12 protein-coding genes are annotated in these 16,012 nt (G+C 64.2%); 6 read left to right on the top strand and 6 right to left on the bottom strand.

Annotation, left to right across the window (positions count from 1 at the left end; translation table 11 throughout):
- Positions 1–9: 9 nt before the first annotated feature.
- The 3 genes from CR103_RS13745 to CR103_RS13735 are packed head-to-tail and all read right to left on the bottom strand — an operon-like array spanning position 10 to position 4,669.
- Entirely contained in the window at positions 10–1,662 is a 1,653-nt protein-coding gene (locus tag CR103_RS13745; protein WP_099916547.1) for a TldD/PmbA family protein, read from the bottom strand.
- Between the two features lie 27 nt (positions 1,663–1,689).
- Positions 1,690–3,027 carry a TldD/PmbA family protein gene (locus CR103_RS13740; protein ID WP_099916546.1) on the bottom strand — a complete coding sequence of 446 codons (1,338 nt, stop codon included), beginning with the start codon at positions 3,025–3,027 and terminating at the stop codon, positions 1,690–1,692.
- A 4-nt stretch (positions 3,028–3,031) separates the two neighbouring features.
- Positions 3,032–4,669: a TldD/PmbA family protein gene (locus tag CR103_RS13735; protein WP_099916545.1), complete on the bottom strand. Its 1,638-nt coding sequence runs from the start codon at positions 4,667–4,669 to the stop codon at positions 3,032–3,034.
- A 153-nt stretch (positions 4,670–4,822) separates the two neighbouring features.
- On the opposite strand from CR103_RS13735, the gene CR103_RS23025 reads away from it, so the two are divergent.
- The 6 genes from CR103_RS23025 to CR103_RS13710 all read left to right on the top strand — a co-directional run bounded on the left by CR103_RS23025 (position 4,823) and on the right by CR103_RS13710 (position 11,286).
- Complete coding sequence (locus tag CR103_RS23025) at positions 4,823–4,999, top strand: hypothetical protein (protein WP_188827391.1); 177 nt, start codon at positions 4,823–4,825, stop codon at positions 4,997–4,999.
- Positions 5,000–5,024: 25 nt separating this feature from the next.
- The gene (locus tag CR103_RS13730) at positions 5,025–5,825 is read left to right on the top strand and encodes a class I SAM-dependent methyltransferase (RefSeq protein WP_099916544.1); all 801 of its coding nucleotides are present in this window, start codon (positions 5,025–5,027) and stop codon (positions 5,823–5,825) included.
- Between the two features lie 178 nt (positions 5,826–6,003).
- Positions 6,004–7,311 carry an ABC transporter substrate-binding protein gene (locus CR103_RS13725; protein ID WP_307719708.1) on the top strand — a complete coding sequence of 436 codons (1,308 nt, stop codon included), beginning with the start codon at positions 6,004–6,006 and terminating at the stop codon, positions 7,309–7,311.
- Between the two features lie 49 nt (positions 7,312–7,360).
- Positions 7,361–9,100, top strand: a complete 1,740-nt coding sequence (locus CR103_RS13720; RefSeq protein WP_099916543.1) for a sensor domain-containing diguanylate cyclase — start codon at positions 7,361–7,363, stop codon at positions 9,098–9,100.
- Positions 9,101–9,193: 93 nt separating this feature from the next.
- Entirely contained in the window at positions 9,194–10,720 is a 1,527-nt protein-coding gene (locus tag CR103_RS13715; protein ID WP_099916566.1) for a S1C family serine protease, read from the top strand.
- A 119-nt stretch (positions 10,721–10,839) separates the two neighbouring features.
- A complete protein-coding gene (locus CR103_RS13710; RefSeq protein ID WP_099916542.1) occupies positions 10,840–11,286 on the top strand; it encodes a hypothetical protein in 447 nt (148 codons plus the stop codon).
- Positions 11,287–11,304: 18 nt separating this feature from the next.
- Here the strand turns inward: CR103_RS13710 and CR103_RS13705 are convergent, their stop codons facing one another.
- From CR103_RS13705 to CR103_RS22110, 3 genes are all read right to left on the bottom strand, one after another.
- Positions 11,305–12,900: a serine hydrolase gene (locus CR103_RS13705; RefSeq protein WP_099916541.1), complete on the bottom strand. Its 1,596-nt coding sequence runs from the start codon at positions 12,898–12,900 to the stop codon at positions 11,305–11,307.
- A gap of 20 nt (positions 12,901–12,920) precedes the next feature.
- Positions 12,921–14,792, bottom strand: coding sequence for a M1 family metallopeptidase (locus CR103_RS13700; RefSeq protein ID WP_099916540.1), 1,872 nt, complete (start codon positions 14,790–14,792; stop codon positions 12,921–12,923).
- Positions 14,793–15,023: 231 nt separating this feature from the next.
- The gene (locus tag CR103_RS22110; protein ID WP_143752607.1) at positions 15,024–15,989 is read right to left on the bottom strand and encodes an Ig-like domain-containing protein; all 966 of its coding nucleotides are present in this window, start codon (positions 15,987–15,989) and stop codon (positions 15,024–15,026) included.
- Positions 15,990–16,012: the final 23 nt, after the last annotated feature.

Genomic DNA, 16,012 nt, shown 5'->3' with positions numbered 1-16,012 from the left:
GAAGTCTCCTTAACCGACCTTGCGAGCGGTGTTGATCACGTTGATGCCGTTGAAGCGGGTGGTGGCCGAGCCGTGCGACACCGCGCTGACCTGGCTCGGCTGCCCTTTGCCGTCGAAGAACGAGCCGCCCATGCGCCAGTCGCGATCGTCGCAGATGGCGCTGCAGGCGTTCCAGAATTCCTGCGTGTTGGACTGGTAGGCGACGTCTTCGAGCGGGCCGCCGATCTTGCCGTTCTTGATCTCGAAGTAGAGCTGGCCGCCAAACTGGAAGTTGTAGCGCTGCTGGTCGATCGAGTACGAGCCGCGGCCGAGGATGTAGATGCCCTTCTTGACGTCTTTTATCATCTCGTCGGGCGTGAGCTGCTCCTTGCCGGCGGCCAGCGACACGTTGGGCATGCGCTGGAACTGCACGCTGTTCCAGCTATCCGCGTACGAGCAGCCGTGCGACTCCTTTTCGCCGATGATGTGGGCCTGGTCGCGCGTGGCCTGGTAGTTCACCAGCATGCCGTCCTTGATGATGTCCCAGCGCCTGGCGGGCACGCCCTCGTCGTCGTAGCCGACGGCGCCGAGCGAACCGGGCGTGGTCTTGTCGGCGATGAAGTTGACGCGCTCGGCGCCGAATTTGAATTTTTTGGTCTGCCACTTGTCGAGCGTGGCGAAGCTGGTGCCGGCGTAATTGGCCTCATAGCCCATCACCCGGTCCAGTTCAGTCGGGTGGCCGACCGACTCGTGGATGGTCAAAAACAGGTGTTCGGGCGAGAGCACCAGATCGTACTTGCCCGGCTCGACCGATTTAGCCGACAGCTTTTCCCTGGCCTGGCGGCCGGCCGCGCGCGCATCCTCGACCAGGTCGACCGACTTCGTGTACAGCGTCGCCACGCCGCCGGCGGCCTGCACCTTATCCAGCGCGCGGGCGTCGAAATATTCGAACCCCATGCCGACCGGCGCGGCCAGGCTGTCGCGGGTGCGGAAGCGGTTTGTGGCCTTGTCGACCGCGGTCGCCGTCATCGGCGCCCACAGGCGGTGGATGTCCTGGTCGATGTAGGAGCCGTCGGTCGAGGCAAAATACTTTTGCTGGTTGACCTGGAACAGGCTGGCGGTCATGAAGCTGGCGCCGGCGTCGAGGCCGGCCTTGCTGGCGGCGATCAGCATCTCGGCCTTGTCCTTGACCGGCACGGCGCGCCAGTCGCGCTCCATCGGCGTGGCCCAGGCCACCTCGCCGACGCCCTTGAGGGGCGCCATCCGCAGCGGTTCAAGCTGCAGCTTCGCGTTGGCGCGGGCGATGGCGACGGCCTGGCGCGCGGCTTTGGCCACGCCGTCGGACGACATGTCGCTGGTGGCGGCAAAACCGTAGGCGCCGCCGGCCACCACCCGCACGCCGACGCCCGACGACTCGGTGTTGGCGATGTTCTCGACCCGCAGGTCGCGCGTGGTGATGAACTGGTTGAGGTAGCGGCCAATGCGCACGTCGCAGTAGCTGGCGCCGGCACGGGTGGCGGCGTTCAGGGCGGTGTCGGCCAGCGCCTTCTTGAACGACAGCGCCATCGGGTTGAGCAGTTCTTCGGCGGCGATGGCGTTGCCGAAGACCGGCACCAGCATGGCGCCAGAAGCAGCAGCAGCAGCAGCGCCGCTGCCGATTTTCAGGAAAGTACGTCGTTCCACTCGGTCTCCCGTTACACGTCGTCTTGATTACACCGCGTCCGACAGCGACGTAAAATTAAAGTCGCGCACCTTCATCGGCGGGATCAGCATCGCGTACTGCGACTCGCTGCCGGCGATAATCTGCGGCTTGCCGATTTCGTCGATGTTGTTAAGCAGCGTGACCGGGCTTTCGTTGAAACGGAAGTTCTTGATCGGGTGCTTGATCTTGCCGTTTTCGATATAAAAAGTGCCGTCGCGGGTGAGGCCCGTCAGCAGCACCGACTGCGGGTCGACCATGCGGATGTACCAGGTGCGCGTGACCAGCACGCCTTTCTTAGTATTGGCGATCAGTTCGGCGGTCGACTTGCCGGTGCCGGCCATGATGATGTTGCCGGGCGAGCCGATCGGGCGCGCCTTCATTTTTTGCGCCCAGAAGCGCGAATAATCGAGACTGGCGACGCGGCCGTCCTTGATGATTGCATTGCGCTCGCGCGGCAGCATGGTGCCGCTGTCCCACGGCAGCACGGCGACGTCCTTGTCCCACGGGTCGGACCAGATGTTGACCTGCTGGTCGAACAGCTTTTCGCCGAGCCGGTTGCCGCCGCCCTTTTTGGACAGGAAGCTGCGGCCCTCGTCGGCGTTGCGGGCGTCGAAGCCGGACAGCATGTAGCCGAGCAGGTCGGACGTTGCGGCCGGCTCGAGAATGACGGTGTAGCGGCCCGGCTCGAGCGCGCGGGCGTCGACCGAGCGCAAGGCTTTTTCGATCGCCACGTCGGATGCCTCAACCGGATCGAACAAGGCCGAATCGCCGGCCGAGCGCTTGACCCAGCCCGAACCGCGGCCGTCCGCGGTGCGCACGGTGCAGGTGTAGTCGAGCGAGGTGCGCTGCTGATGGCCGAACAGGCCGTTCGAATTGGCGATGGCCTCGAACGCGGTGGTGTCGGTAAAGAAGCCGGCGCACACCAGCTGGCGCTTGCGGCTCGCCTCGATGGCATAGGCGGCCGCGTCGGCGCGGTATTCGGGGTCGATGGCGGCGGTCTTGGCGCTGAAGGTGGCGCTCGGCTTGTAGGCCTGCTTGCCGAGCGCCGCCATGAACTCCGGGTTTTCCGGCGCCAGGCGGGCCAGGTCTTCAGCGCGCCGCACCACTTTTTCAAGTGACTTGTCGTCGAATTCGTTGATGGTCGCGGTACCCTGGCGCTTGCCGAAGGCCACCGTCACCGACAACTGCGCGTCCTCGACCAGGCCGGCGGTCGAGACGTTGTTGCGGGCGAAGCGGATGTTACCGGTACGGCTGCCGGTCAGCGTGACGGTGCACTCGTCGGCGCCGCTGATGGCCAGCACACGGTCGGTGACGCGGCGGCTTTCTTCCTGGGTCAGTATCTTCATGCGCTTAGCCGATCTTGCGGGCGGTGTTGATGACGTTGACGCCGTTGAAACGCGTCGTACTGGCGCCGTGCGAGACGGTGCTTGACTGCGACGGCTGTCCTTTGCCGTCGAAGAAGGAGCCGCCCATGCGCCAGTCGCTCTCGTCGCAGATGGCGCTGCAGGCGCTCCAGAATTCCTGCGTGTTCGACTGGTAGGCGACGTCTTCGAGCTGGGCGCCGATCTTGCCGTTGACGATTTCGTAGTACAGCTGGCCGCCGAACTGGAAGTTGTAGCGCTGCTGGTCGATCGAGAACGAGCCGTCGCCGACGATGTAGATGCCCTTCTTGACGTCCTTGATCATGTCGTCCGGCGTGAGCTTTTTGGTTCCCGCGGCAAGCGAGATGTTCGGCATGCGCTGGAACTGCACGCTGCTCCACGAATCGGCGTACGAGCAGCCGTGCGACTCCTTTTCGCCGATGATGTGGGCCTGGTCGCGCGTGGCCTGGTAGTTCACCAGCACGCCGTCTTTGATGATGTCCCAGCGCTTGCACTTGACGCCTTCGTCGTCGTAACCGACGGCGCCGAGCGAACCGGGCACAGTTTTGTCGGCGACGATGTTGACCATGCTTGATCCATACTTGAATTTTTTCGACTGCCATTTGTCGAGCGTGGCGAAGCTGGTGCCGGCAAAATTGGCCTCGAAGCCCATCACCCGGTCCAGTTCAGTCGGATGGCCGACCGACTCGTGGATCGTCAGCCACAAGTGCTCGGGCGAGAGCACCAGGTCGTATTTGCCCGGCGCGACCGACTTGGCGGTGAGCTTTTCTTTCGCTTGCCGCCCACACGCGCGCGCATCTTCGATCAGGTCGTAGGAACCCTTGTACAGCGTGCAGACGCCGCCGGCCGCCTGCACCTTGTCCTGCGCCCGGGCGTCGAGGTATTCGTAGCCCATGCCGACGGGCGAGGACAGGCCCTGGCGCGAACGGAACTTGTTGGTGGCCTTGTCGACGGCGGTGGCAAACACCGGCATCCACATGCGGTGCACGTCCTGGTCGATGTACGAACCGTCGGTCGAGGCGAAGTATTTTTGCTGGTTTACCTGGAACATCAGCGACTGCATGAAACTGGCGCCGCCATCCATGCCGGCCTTGTTAGCAGCGATCAAGAGCTCGGCTTTCTCCTTGATCGGCACGCCGCGCCAGTCCTTTTTGATCGGCGTCGCCCATGCCACTTCGCCGACGCCCTTGACCGGCGCCAGCTGCACCGGCTCGGCCTGCAGGCGCGAATTGGCGCGGGCGATGGCGACGGCCTGGCGCGCGGCGCCTGCAACAGCGTCCGGCGACATGTCCGAGGTGGCGGCAAAACCGTAGGCGCCGTTGCACACCACGCGCACGCCGACGCCGGCCGATTCGGTATTGGTGACGCTCTCGACGTTCAGGTCGCGCGTGGTGATGAACTGGTTCAGGTAGCGGCCGATGCGCACGTCGCAGTAGCTGGCGCCGGCCTGGGTGGCGGCGTTCAAAGCGACGTCGGCGAGTGTCTTCTTGAATTTCGCTTCGAGCGGGCTCAACAATTCTTCGGCGTTCACCGCGTGTCCCAGCACCGGCACCAGCATGGTGCCTAGGGCGAGGCCGCTAATATTGAGAAAGGCGCGTCGTTCCATGGTATCTCCTGACAAATTACTGACGGGGCAGCGTGGCCGTGCGATGGCGGCTACGCTGTTGCGGCGCAAGCTGAATCGGGTCAATTTAAGATGCCCGGCAGACGACATTGCTCAGTTATCTGCTGCACATTAACTTTCCGAACACTAACATTTATGAAACAGTCTGAAAAGAAAATTTTATGCGTTGCCGACATCGTCGATGCCGAAAGTGCCGGTGCGTGGCGGTCAGCGCGCAAACGACTGCTTGACCGGCGCGCAAGCTTGATCGATGATCGCCTCTGCGGCAACTGTTCAATATTTTATTTGCAGCACTTTTTGATTAGCCGATAAAAATTCCACCAATGGAGACTCAACCATGAAACGATTGATCCTGGCCTCCCTGCTGGCCGCTGGACTCGCCGGCGTGACCTGCGCCGCGCAGGCAGACGACGCCCTGAAGGCAGCAATGTCCGCCAGCCACCGTTCGACCGCCAACGTCGCCCGCGACGTCGCCCGTCATCCGTACGAGACGCTGACGTTCTTCGGCATCGCGCCGACCATGACCGTGGTCGAGCTGTCACCCGGCGCCGGCTGGTACACCGAGATTTTGGCGCCGTATCTGCGCGACAAGGGCTTGCTGATCGCCGCCGGCGCGACGATCAAGCCGGAGAACCGCTCTGCCACGATGTTCATGCAGAAGCTCAACGCGAACGCGGCGGCGTTCGACAAGGTGCGCATCGGCGTGTTCGAACCGCCTTTGACGTACGCGATCGCACCGGCCAACAGCGCCGACATGGTGCTGACGTTCCGCTATGTTCATAACTGGGTCGGCATGGGCGACGACAAGTTGCAGGCCTTGTTAAAAAATGTCTACACGGTGCTGAAACCGGGTGGCGTGTTCGGCGTCGTCGACCATCGGCTGCCGGCGTCGATGAAGCAGGATGCCAAGGCGTCGAGCGGCTACGTGCACGAGGCCTACGTCATCAAGATGGTCGAATCGGCCGGCTTCAAGCTGGCCGCCAAATCCGAGATCAACGCCAACCCGAAAGACAAGGCGAACCACAAGAGCGGCGTCTGGTCGCTGCCGCCGGTGCTGGCCGACAAGGAAGGCGACCGCAACGCCTACCTGGCAATTGGTGAAAGCGACCGCATGACGCTCAAGTTCGTCAAGCCGTAACCGCGGACTATCCGCAATCGACCGCGGGGTCAACCGCGAGGAAATCTTGACGGGTGTGCAACAGTGCTGCACACCCGCATTAACCCGTGTTTTTTTCTCAATTTATTTATTAAAAGAATAAACATTTGGTGGTATCTTGTCGATTCAAAATTTTGCAATCAAGCAACAAGGACTTTTTGTGGGTAAGTTTCGATTCGTCCGCGGCGCCCACTGGTTGTTGATGGCCGCGTTTTTGCTGGTGCTGGCGGCCTGCCAGCGCGACAACAGCAGCGCCGCCCCTGCAGCAGCGGCGCCGGCCATGCCGCTGACCACCATCACCGCGCTGATCTGGGCGCCCGACTGGCCCGACGAAATGGACAAGGTGGCGGCCGCCTTCACCCGCCTGAACCCGGACATCAAGGTCGACGTGCAGTTCATGATCGGCAATTCGGTCGAGGAAAACATCCGGCCGAAGCTTGCCTCGCGCAAGCTGCCCGACCTGATGTCGGTCAACCCGAATCCGTACGCGGCGGCGCTGGCCGAGCGCGGCGTGCTGGCCGACGTCGGCCACAGCGCCGCCTGGGCCAAACTGCTGCCGAGCCTCAAAGCCGATTGGATCACGCAGGACGGCAAGCGCTTCGGCATCGCCGGCGGGGTTGCCGCCACGGTCATGTACTACAACAAAACCATGTTTGCCAAAGCCGGCATCGAGCGCCTGCCGACCAATTTCAGCCAGTTCCTCGACGTTTGCGAACGCCTGAAAAAAGCCGGCTTCACGCCGATCGTGTGGAACGGCGGCTTTCCCAACGTCCTCGGCAACGGCCCGTTCAGCTTCGGCTTCGCCAACAACGTGGTGCCGCGCACGCCCGACTGGAAGGCGCGCATCGCCGCCGGCACCTTGAACCTGTCGAACGCCGCCGGCGCCGACATCTTCGCCAAGATAAAGCTGGTGGCGCAGCGCGGCTACGCGCAGCCGGGCTTCATGAGTACCGGCTACGACGAGGGCATCAACTTGTTCACCGAAGGCAAAGCGGCAATGGCCTTCCAGGGCACGTGGGCGGCTGGCCGGATGATGCACGGCCAGGGCTTCGAGACCGGCCTGTTCGTCCCTCCGTGGAACGACACCAACGCGGCGGCAGTGCCGGTGATCGGCAGCGAAACCGGCTTCGCGGTGTGCGAAACGCCGAACAAGGAGGCGGCGATCCGCTTCCTCGAATTCATCATGGGCCAGGGCTTTTTGATCCAGCAGGAGCGGCGCCAGAACATCGCGCCGTTCGTGCAGGCGAGCGGCGCGCCGGCGGGCGACCCGCAGATCGTCGCCTACCTCGACGCCGCCAACCGCGCGCCGGTCACCGGCAGCCCGTATTACTCGATGCTGCCGGCAAACACCATCGACATGCTGCACCCGTTGATGCAGGATGTCCTGTTCGGCAAAGTCACCCCGCAGCAGGCCGCGCACCGATTAGAGAGCTCGATCCGCGACGAAGCGAAGAAGAACCATCGATAGAACGCCAGATAGCACTCCCGATACAACCCTACAACGGCCACAAGCGCGCATGAACCGACTCGCCGACTACCTGTCACTGCACCTGCTGCGCAACACTGCGTTACGAAACGTCGCGCTGCGCCACCGGCTGGCCGGCGCGCTGCTGCTGCTGGCGCTGCTGCCGCTGGCCACGTCAAGCCTCATCGGCTACGCCGAATCGACCGCCGCGGTTCGCCAGCGCAGCGGCGCGCTGGCGACCGAAGTGGTCAAACTGGTGGCGAAAAACATCGGACTCGAGATGGCCAGGCTGGAGTCGGACAGCGAAGTTCTGGTGCTGTCGGACCGGATCCAGGACTTTCTAGGCGATTACGCCGGCACCGACGAGGCGAAGCGCGCGGCCTCGCGCCTGGCACTGCCGCGCGCGCTGCTCGAGCGCTACGGCTCGTTCGACTTCCTCAACCAGAAATACCTGCTCGACCGCGACAGCCGGATCATCGACGCCCAGGTCTTCGCCACCCTCGGCGATGGCGTGGCGCAGTTCGCCCGGCGCGCGCCGAACCATTTCGGGCGGCCGTACTGGGGCACCTACGACAACGCCGCCGGCCAGAAAAGCATGGTGCTGCTGCGGGCAATTTACAACAAGCCCGCCAACCAGCTGGTCGGCAGCCTGTTCCTCGGCGTACGCCCGAGCCATTTCGCCGCGACTTTCGACGACGTCAACCTCGGCGGCGGCAGCGCCGTGTTCGTGCTCGACGCCGACGCTGGCAAGGTCGTCATCGACCCGGCTGAACGCAGCGGCGGCGCCGCGCCGGCCGCCGCGCTGACGGCTGAACTGCGGCGCAGCCGTCAGCGCAGCGGCCTGGCCGGCTACAGCGACGCCCGGCAAGGCCAGCATCTGCTGGCCTATGCGCAGGTGCTTGACACCAGCTGGTTCGTGGTCGGCGTCATCCCGGCCAGCCAGCTGGCCACCGAGGCGCAGTCGGTGCGCGACAAGAACGTACTGATCGGCATGGCCGCCCTGCTGGTTTCGATCGCGCTCGCCCTGATCCTGGCGCGCTCGATCACAACGCCGCTGGCGTCGCTGGCGCAGGCGATGCGCGGAATTGGCAGCGGCAGTGGGGGCGGCAACGATGCCAGCGGCGTGACGCTTGACGGCAACGACGAACTGACCGCGCTGGCGCGCCAGTTCAACGACATGGCCGGCAGAATCGAACAGCACCAGCTGCGGCTCGAGCGGCGCGTCGGCGAGGGCAGCGGCGAGCTGGCGGCAGTCAAGGCCAGGCTGGCTGCGCGCAGCGTGACCGACGACCTGACCGGCATCGCCAACCGGCGCCGCTTCGACGAGGTGCTGGCGGGCGAACTTGCGCACGCCGCGCGCGCCGGCGTGCCGGTAGCGCTGTTGATGCTCGACGTCGACTTTTTCAGGCACTACAACGAAGCCTACGGTCACCGCCAAGGCGACGACTGCTTGCGCCGCATCGGCGCCCTGCTGCAGTCGCACGCGCGGCGCGCCAGCGACCTGGCGGCCCGCTCTGGCGGCGCACAGTTCGTGCTGATCGCGTTCGACACCGACAGCGCCGGCGCGCTGGCGCTGGGCGAGGCGATCCGCGCCGCGCTCGAAGCGCTGCGCCTGGTGCACGCGCGTTCGCCGCTCGGGCGCGTCACCGCCAGCATCGGCGTGGTGTCGGTGGTGCCGGACGATACATGGAGCTTTGCTGCGATGCTGCGCATGGCCGACCAGGCGATGGTGCGCGCCAAGGAGCGGGGCCGAAACCAGGTGGTCGGAGCGCGCGCCAAGGATACTGCCTGAGCCGTTGTGATTCTCCGTGCACTTCGCCGCTGCTGCCTGCGTGTATATTGCATCACCGCTTGCCGTTCGTGCGGCCTTAACTTGAAAAAAATCATGCCCATGTTGCGCTTCACCGCCGTCATTGTCCTTGCCACCGCCGCTGTTGCCGCCCAAGCCCGGGACGTCGTCCCTGCCGCCGCCGCGGCAATCGCGCCGAACATTGAAGCGGCCGTCGTCAAGATCTTCAGCACTTTACGCGGACCCGACCCGACCAAGCCGTGGAGCAAGGCCGCGCCGCAGGATGTCACCGGGTCGGGCGTGGTCATCGAAGGCAGGCGGATACTGACCAACGCCCACGTGGTCGGCTACGCCAGCCAGGTGCAGATTCAGGGCAGCCAGTCCGGCGACAAGCTGTCGGCGACGGTGGTGGCGGTGGGACGCGGGATCGACCTCGCCATCCTCAAGCTCGACGACGAGTCGTTCTTCGACACCCATCCGCCGGTGGCGCGCGCCAGCCTGCTGCCGGACGTGCGCGAGGCGGTGATGGCCTACGGCTACCCGACCGGCGGCAATTCGCTGTCGATCACCAAGGGCATCGTCTCGCGCATCGAGTTCGTTCCGTACGCCTTCGCCAGCTCCGGCCTGCGGATCCAGGTCGACGCGGCGATCAACCCCGGCAACAGCGGCGGGCCGGTGATCGCCGGCGACAAGATGGTGGGCCTGGCATTCGCCGGCGCGGCCAATGCGCAGAACATCGGCTACATCATCCCCAACGAGGAAGTCGATTTATTTCTCAAGGACGTCGCCGACGGCCGCTACGACGGCAAGCCGGCGATGTACGACGATGTCCAGACGCTCGAAAACCCGGCCCTGCGCGAATTCCTCAAGCTCGACAAGTCGGTCGAAGGCGTGGTGGTGCAGCACCCGTACCGTAGCGAGGCGGCCTATCCGCTCAAGGAATTCGACGTCATCACCCGCATCGGCGACTACCCGATCGACAACCAGGGCATGGTCAAACTGGGCAGCCTGCGGGTGCGCTTCCAGTACCGCGTGCAGCAACTGGCGCAAGGCGGCAAACTGGCGCTGACGATCGTGCGCGGGGGCAAGCCAATGGCGATCCAGCTGCCGGTCGGCAGCGGGCGCAAGATGCTGATCCCCGACCTGGCCGGCGGCTACCCGCCCTACTTCATCTACGGCCCGATCGTGTTTTCGCGCGCCAGCCCCGAGTTCATGTCCGGGATGGCCACCAACCCGGCCATCATGCAGGCACTGGCCTACAATGCCAGTCCCCTGATGACGCGCCGCGGCGAGCAGCCCGACGCACAGCGTGAAGAACTGGTGGTGGTGACGTCACCCTTCTTTCCGAACAAGCTGGTGACCGGCTACGGCAACCGCGTTGCCGCGGTGGTGTATTCGATCAACGAGGTGCCGGTGCGCAGCCTGCGCCACCTGGTGACGCTGCTGCGCGACCTGAAGGACGACCTGGTGGTGATCCACTTCGACCAGCGCGCCGGCGAAACGATGGTGTTGCCGCGCAAGGCCATGCTCGAGTCGACCGAAGCGGTGCTGGCCGATAACGGCATCCGCCAGCAAGGCTCGCAGGAAATGATGGATGTGTGGAACGGCAAGTCGGCAAAGTGATCGACTGAGCGGCCTGCGCGATATCTCTTTCTACCTGAGCGATAAAGGAAACTGGCGATGCCTTACTGGCGCTGGAATAAAACGGACCTGCCCTTGGTTCACTACTTTTCCTCAAAGCCATGAAGACGATGGCCTGCATGCCGTACCAATGGCCGGCCTTCGCCGCTGTCCTGTTGGCAAGCATGGCGGCACGGGCGGAATGCACTTTGCAAACGCTGACGCCCCATGGCAGCGAGGTGCGTGTGGAGGCCGCCGTGGTGCAACTGGGGGATGCCGACAATGCGGCCAGTCCGGCAGCGTGGCAGGGGCCGCTGGTGGCCGGCGCTTGCACGTTCGACCTGGGTATCATCGAGCCGCCGCTGTTGCTGGCGCAGGGCAAGCTGCTGTACGTGCCGAGCTACTCCGGCAGCCGGCGCACGCTGACCCTGGTGGACCTGAATACCTGTTCGGTGCGCTGGAAAAGCATGGCATTTTCAGGCCGTCTGACGATCGGCCCGCGCGCGTTGCAGCTCGGCGGGAAACGCATCGCGCTCGACGCGCGCTGCGTGCCCATCGGCGAAAAATAGCCGCCGCTGCAATAGACCTCACTGCGGCTTGGCCGCCTTCACCGGCGTAAACGTCAGGTCGGCAAAATCGTAGCTGAAGTCGGTCTCGGTGGAGACCGGTGCCATCTTCATCCGTTCGATGCTGCCGTCCGGGTTCAGCGAGAACGTCACGTAAGCGTCGGCATTAAAATTGCGCTCTTTCCAGCGCACGATAAAGGTGTCGTGCTGGAAGTGTTCGAGTTCGCCCGTCAGGTCGGGCGTCCTGGTAAAGCGCATCACCTGCTTGGCGCCGACCGTCTCGATGGTGGCCAATCCGTACCAGGCGTCCTGGTACTGGCCATTGTAGGCGGCCAGCGCCAGCGATGGCTGCGACCTGATTGCGCGCGTGGTAGCCGCGTTCTTGATGCGCGCCAGTTCCTTGGCGTGCGCTTCGTGCTCGGCGTCGCCGATCAAGCTGACCCAGTCGCTCGGCGCGGCGCCGAGGTACTGGTCGAGCAGGCGGTACTGCAGCGCCGTCAACGCGCCGCCGCTTTCGGCGTTGGTAAAAATGGCAATACCGAGCTTCGCTTCCGGCACCATCACCACGCGCGAATAAAACCCCTGCAACGCGCCGCCGTGCATTGCCAGCTTCATGCCCTTGTAGTCGCGCAGTTGAAAGCCGAGGCCGTAGGCGAAGAAATTCGGCCGGGTGGCGGCCAGCGCCGGCTTCGGCTCACTGATCTTGATCGGCGTTTGGGCGGTCCACATTTCGCGGCCTTGGGCGGCGCTGAACAGGCGGGTCTCGTTGCCGGCGCCGGCGAGCTTGCTCCCTTCGAGCTCGCCACCATTCAGCAGCACCGTCATCCAGCGCGCGATGTCTTCGGCATTGGTGTTGATGCCGACCGCACCGACGGCGTTCGCCGCCGGCACCGCCTTGACGACGGCGATCTTGTGGTCGATCTTGCTGTGCGAATGGGCGACGTTCGGGTTGCCTTCGTTTTCCAGCAGGCTGGTCGTCGTGGTCGTCATGCCAACCGGTTTCAAGATGCGCTCGCGCACCGTCTCACCCCACGACTTGCCGGACTTGCGGGCGATGATCTTGCCGGCCACGATGTACAGCAGGTTGTCGTAGGCGTAGCTGCCGCGAAAGCTGGTGGCGGGACGGATGTAGCGCAGCTTCTCGATGATTTCGTCGGTGCTGAAACTGGTGGTTGGCCACCACAGCAGGTCGCCCGCGCCCAGCCCCAGGCCACTGCGGTGGGTCAGCAGGTCGCGCACCGTCATTGCGTGGGTGACGTAGGCGTCGTACATCTGAAAGTCCGGCAGGTGCTTGGTGACCGGGTCGTCCCATGCCAGCTTGCCCTCGTCGACCAGCATCGCCAGCGCGGCGGCGGTAAAACCCTTCGAGTTGGAGGCGATTTCAAACAGGGTCTTGCCGTCGACCGGCGCCGGGTCGCCGAGCTTACGCACGCCGAAGCCGCGTGCGGCGATCACCTTGCCGTCCTTGACGACGGCAATCGCGATGCCGGGCACCTCGAACGTTTTCATCACGCGCGCGACGTCGGCTTCCAGGTTGAAAGCGGGCGCCGGCGCGCTGGCGGCGACGCCACTACTGACGCAAAAAGCGAGCAGGATCGATGCTGCAAAGCAGTTCATTGAATGCACTGGAAATCCTATTATTTATCGGTATTGATCATTTTTTTGTCGACGCTGGCCTGGGTCGCCGGGTGGTAGCGCTCGCGCGCTTGCTTGTAGACGCCCGCCGCCCAGGCCTTGTCGGCCGGATTTTTCATCAGCGCGGCGTACAACGGCACGACGAACTTTTGTCGTCCCACGTTCATCAAGAAAGCTTGCAGCGGCGCGCGGATTTCTTCATTGCCGGCATTGATGCTGGCGCGGTAGAAGCGGAACGCGACCTCGTTGTTGCCCGATTTTGCCAGCGCGAACCTGGCGTCGAGTTGCTTCAGTTGCGCGGCGCTGGCCTTGCCGTCGATATCGTTCAACAACTTCATCCATTCGGTGGCGGTCCACTGCCCAGGCTCCAGCTGTGCTGTGGCCAGCTCGCCTTTGAGCCAGGCGGCGCGCGTTTTGTCGAGCGCGGCGAGGCGCTTTGACACGGCATGGGTGGCGCTGGCCGGGATGCCCGGCCCGTACAGCCACTCGTCGAGCTCGGGCTCGCTCATCACCGCCGGGTGTTTCGCCAGCAGCTCGCGCCGCAGGTAGTCGACGAACTGGCCGGTGGTGACGCTCTGGAAGGCGTGCTGGTCGAACCAGCCGCGCAGGAACGGGTCGAACACGGCGCGCCCCGCGCGCTGCTCGAGGGTGCGCAGCAACCAGGCCCCTTTCGGATAAGCCAGCGCGTCGTCGGTATAGCTTGTGGCAGAGGTGTCGGCATCTTTGGTCAGCAAAGCCTGCTTGGCCGGTGCCACGGTGCCCAGCAGTTCGAGCGCTTCTTCCTGCTCGAGCTGCAGGTTCATGGTTGCCACTTCTTGGCCGTACAGCACTTCGAGGATGCGGGTGGTAACGTAGGTCGTAAAACCCTCGTTGAGCCACCAGTGCTTCCACGACGCGTTGGTGACCAGGTTGCCCGACCAGCTATGCGCCAGTTCGTGGGCGATCAAATCGACCAGGCTGCGGTCGCCGGCGATCATGGTCGGCGTCAAGAAAGTCAGGCGCGGGTTTTCCATGCCGCCGATCGGGAACGACGGCGGCAGCACCAGCATGTCGTAACGCCCCCAGCGATACGGGCCATACAGCGATTCGGCGGCGGCCACCATTTTCCCGGTATCGGCCAGTTCGTATTCGGCGGTCTTGATCCGTTTCGGCTCGGCGTAGACACCGGTGCGCGGCCCGAGCTTGCGGTAATCGAGTTCGCCGATGCCGATCGCCATCAGGTAGGACGGAATCGGCTGCGGCATGGTGAAGCGCCAACCGCCCTTGCCGCTGGCCTTCGGATCGTTATCGGCGCTCATCACCACGCGCAGGCCGGATGGCGCCTCGATGCGGGCGGTGTAGGTGAAGCGCACGGCCGGTGTATCCTGCAGCGGCACCCACGAGCGCGCGTTGATGGTCTGGGACTGGCTGAACATGAAAGGCCGCTTGCCCGACATGGTCTGGCGCGGCGTCAGCCACTGCAGCGCGGCGGCGGTCGGCGCGGTGCGATAATAAATCCGCACCTTGCCTGGCTGGCCGGCCAGCGCAGCGAGTGCGATATGCAGGGCCTGGCCTTTCTCGGCATCGAACTTGCCGAGCGTGTACGGCACCGTCTGCCAGTGGCCGCCGGCACCCTTTGCCTGCACCTTGGCGATGGTGAGTTCGCGCGTGTCGAGGTCGAGCGTGCGGGCCGCCTTGTCGATCCACTCGAGCGACAGTTCGGCGAAGCCCGACAGCGTCTTGCTGGTGAAATCGGCCTTCAGGTCGATGTGCAGCGCGCGCGTTTTGACCTGGTCGTAGTCCGCGTAGCTGAGCGGATCGAGTGCAAAGGCGGCCGCGCTCCAGGCGGTAAGGATGGCGGCGGCCGCCGCGCGCAGGATGGTCGAATTGTTCATCGTTCTTTCGGGTAGGATGACGAAGCCGGCGCACTGCCGGGCGCGTGCAGAATAGCACTTTCGCCGCGCCGGCGAAAGTATCCCGGCGGCGTCGCAGCAGTGCCGCAGCCGGCGTATCGACGCCAGTGGGCCAGAACTCGGGAGCGCGATGGTGGTGGCCGGGGCCGGGCCTGACTTTGCCGTATTTCAAACGGCAAATAACCGGATATCAGGCTCGGCCTGGTGCTATTGCTATTGCGACGTCAGGCTGACATCGTCGAGGATGAACGACGTCTTCACGGTCGAATCCTCGATACCTTCGAAATGGATGCGAACCGTCTGTCCTTTGTAGGCGGTCAGGTCGAAGCTCTTCTGGATGAAGGTAGTGCCCTTGTTCAGGTTCGAATAAGTTGCCAGCGTCGCTAGCACGGCGCCGGCGCTGCTGCGCACCTGCGCCGTGAGCGTATCGTCGGCGGTGGTGGTGCTTGTTTCGCTCGAATTGACCCGCAGCCAGAAACTGAGCGACACGCTGGTGGCCGTTGCGGGGATGGCAAGCTGCTGGTAGATGGTGTCGGTGTGCGCCGCGCCGTAGCCATCGAGCCAGGCCTTCCAGGTGCCGGCGCGCGCCGCCTCGGTGGCGTCCGACGTGATCACGCCGCTCGATGCGGTCCACGAGCCGGTTCCCGATTCGAAACCGCCGTTGACGATCAATTGCGTCGTGTTGTTGGCGACGCTGAAGCTGGCCGCGCTCGAGGTGCCGACATTACCGGCCGCATCGTAGGCTTTGGCGATTAAAGCGTGGCTGCCGTTGGCAAGCAGGGTCGAATTGAGCGTCATCGAATACGGCGCCGTCGTGTCGCTGCCGTTGAGGACGCCATCGACAACAAACTCGACCTTGGTAACGCCGACGTTGTCGCTGGCGGTAGCCGAGAGCGTGATGGTGCCGCTGGTGCCGCTCTCGCTGGCGCTGACGGCCGGCGCGGTGGCGTCGGTGCTGGCGTTGCTGGCGTTGCTGGCGTTGCTGATGCTGAAAGAAACTGCGCTCGACGAGGCGACGTTGCCGGCCGCGTCATACGCCTTGGCGACCAGACTGTGGCTGCCGTTGGCCAGTGTGCTTGAAGTGTGCGATAACGATTCGGAGCAACAACATGTTGCGGGACGATCATGACGATGCGATGACGACCATGCCAGCCGGCAATGCACGGAACGCCGGAGCAAGACAAATCAGTGTGGTGGAAAAG

It is taken from the genome of Massilia psychrophila, from assembly GCF_002760665.1.
In the GTDB taxonomy this organism is placed as follows: domain Bacteria; phylum Pseudomonadota; class Gammaproteobacteria; order Burkholderiales; family Burkholderiaceae_D; genus JAFCUW01.
The sequence above is the reverse complement of the archived record's forward strand: the minus strand, read 5'-3'. Positions and strand labels throughout refer to the sequence as shown.

What these genes read in the sequence shown, in the direction of transcription:
- CR103_RS13730 (WP_099916544.1), top strand. Translation starts at nt 5,025, where the DNA reads ATGAAACGATTGATCCTGGCCTCCCTGCTGGCCGCTGGACTCGCCGGC.
- CR103_RS13720 (WP_099916543.1), top strand. Translation starts at nt 7,361, where the DNA reads ATGAACCGACTCGCCGACTACCTGTCACTGCACCTGCTGCGCAACACT.
- CR103_RS23025 (WP_188827391.1), top strand. Translation starts at nt 4,823, where the DNA reads ATGAAACAGTCTGAAAAGAAAATTTTATGCGTTGCCGACATCGTCGAT.
- CR103_RS13715 (WP_099916566.1), top strand. Translation starts at nt 9,194, where the DNA reads ATGCCCATGTTGCGCTTCACCGCCGTCATTGTCCTTGCCACCGCCGCT.
- CR103_RS13740 (WP_099916546.1), bottom strand. Translation starts at nt 3,027, where the DNA reads ATGAAGATACTGACCCAGGAAGAAAGCCGCCGCGTCACCGACCGTGTG.
- CR103_RS13705 (WP_099916541.1), bottom strand. Translation starts at nt 12,900, where the DNA reads ATGAACTGCTTTGCAGCATCGATCCTGCTCGCTTTTTGCGTCAGTAGT.
- CR103_RS13700 (WP_099916540.1), bottom strand. Translation starts at nt 14,792, where the DNA reads ATGAACAATTCGACCATCCTGCGCGCGGCGGCCGCCGCCATCCTTACC.
- CR103_RS13710 (WP_099916542.1), top strand. Translation starts at nt 10,840, where the DNA reads ATGAAGACGATGGCCTGCATGCCGTACCAATGGCCGGCCTTCGCCGCT.
- CR103_RS13735 (WP_099916545.1), bottom strand. Translation starts at nt 4,669, where the DNA reads ATGGAACGACGCGCCTTTCTCAATATTAGCGGCCTCGCCCTAGGCACC.